General features: G+C 37.9%; 2 protein-coding genes. Both read right to left on the bottom strand.

Annotation, left to right across the window (positions count from 1 at the left end; genetic code table 11):
- Positions 1-154: 154 nt before the first annotated feature.
- The gene (locus tag ASU35_RS05285; RefSeq protein ID WP_058352011.1) at positions 155-439 is read right to left on the bottom strand and encodes a leucine-rich repeat protein; all 285 of its coding nucleotides are present in this window, start codon (positions 437-439) and stop codon (positions 155-157) included.
- Positions 440-626: 187 nt separating this feature from the next.
- The gene (locus ASU35_RS05280; RefSeq protein ID WP_058352010.1) at positions 627-1,232 is read right to left on the bottom strand and encodes a DUF4116 domain-containing protein; all 606 of its coding nucleotides are present in this window, start codon (positions 1,230-1,232) and stop codon (positions 627-629) included.
- Positions 1,233-1,457: the final 225 nt, after the last annotated feature.

Genomic DNA, 1,457 nt, shown 5'->3' with positions numbered 1-1,457 from the left:
TTAGAAACCTGGTGTCTTGGTATTCTAATTATCCCGATTTCAGCATACTTTTTATCTACAGCTGAGGCATGCGTACTAAGGTGGGTAGTGGGGAGTGTTCTTTGTTCCCCACTACTAAAACCCCTACCAGCGGTTAAACTGGTAGGGGTTGGTTTTATGCTATAACTACACCTTCGAATGCATCTGGACGTAAATGGGTGACATTCTTAGTGTTAATTGTTTTTAAATTTTTACAATCTTTAAATGCTTTATGTCCTATCATTTGCACAGTAGGAGGTAACGTAACCTTCTCTAAAGTAGTGCACCCTGCAAAGGCATTGTCTGTTATTGAGCAAACTGTAGCTCCCTCAATAGTTTCAGGTACCACTAGCTCTGACGGTACTTCTCCTTTGTACCCAGTGATAGCACAGTAACCATTTTCAATTTTGTAAGTAAACATCGCACTTCAACTCCTTCTCGCTTTTTTGAAATTAGGTTAATTATACTGTTAAACACACGAATAGTCTGTATTTACCTCCTGCCAATTAAAAAGAAGATAGCAGGTGTTATCTGCTATCCTCTGTGAGTCTAAATTCCGCTTAACACTGTCGAAATTGTTTATAGCACCTAGCATCTTAAAGGAATGTTCATGTGGTACTGCAGGCATCGTGTAGAGTCTGCAGAGTATGCTCCAAAGAGTTTCCTCTCCATTTTTTAGTTATAGCATCTTCCATCTCAGGGAATCTAAGCAGCACCATACAAAGAGTACCAGCATCAGTGCACTCTGCAACTGCCTTTCTCATTGCCAAATGAGGTGTCGCTAATCTAAACTCCGGCTTTAGGAATTCTTTGTATCTAATCCATTTTTGCGGATTGCTTCCGACTTGCTTCCGAAACTTAAGAAGAGCTCTTAATATCAGTGATACTGATTGATTTCTTACAAACTGTATTGCATAGCATGACTGATCAATTGCCCTTACACACATTGCATACGTCTGCTCCTGTACAAACTGTAATGCTTCCCAATTCTGCTTTACAGCCTTTAAGCAAATTGCTTCATTTTGATCCCAAACCCACTGTAAGGCTAACCCATTCTGAGTTATAGCAGCATCTACTATTTCATCAGACTGAAACCAAGCATACTGTAGCAGCATACCATCTTGTTTTACAGCTACTAGTATCATTTCTTCAGTTTGTGATTCCATTGTTTTCAGTAACTCTGGTTTGTTTCTTATCTTCTCTAAATCAGTCATTTTTACCTCCTACTCAGCAAATACGTTTTACTTACTTAAACTTCCGTATACAAAGGAATTAACTCAAATAGAAACTGACAATTCTATTTAATTACTTATCTTCAGACTAAAAAGAGGATAACAGATGTTATCTGTTATCCTCCTCTTGGTTATTACTTACTTATAGCAAATTTTGGTATAGTTTTAGGTTTTTCTTTACCTACTTTGCTATACTCTGACAGTGGA

The sequence above is a fragment of the Acetivibrio ethanolgignens genome (genome assembly GCF_001461035.1).
GTDB classification, from domain to species: domain Bacteria; phylum Bacillota; class Clostridia; order Lachnospirales; family Lachnospiraceae; genus Velocimicrobium; species Velocimicrobium ethanolgignens.
The sequence above is the reverse complement of the archived record's forward strand: the minus strand, read 5'-3'. Positions and strand labels throughout refer to the sequence as shown.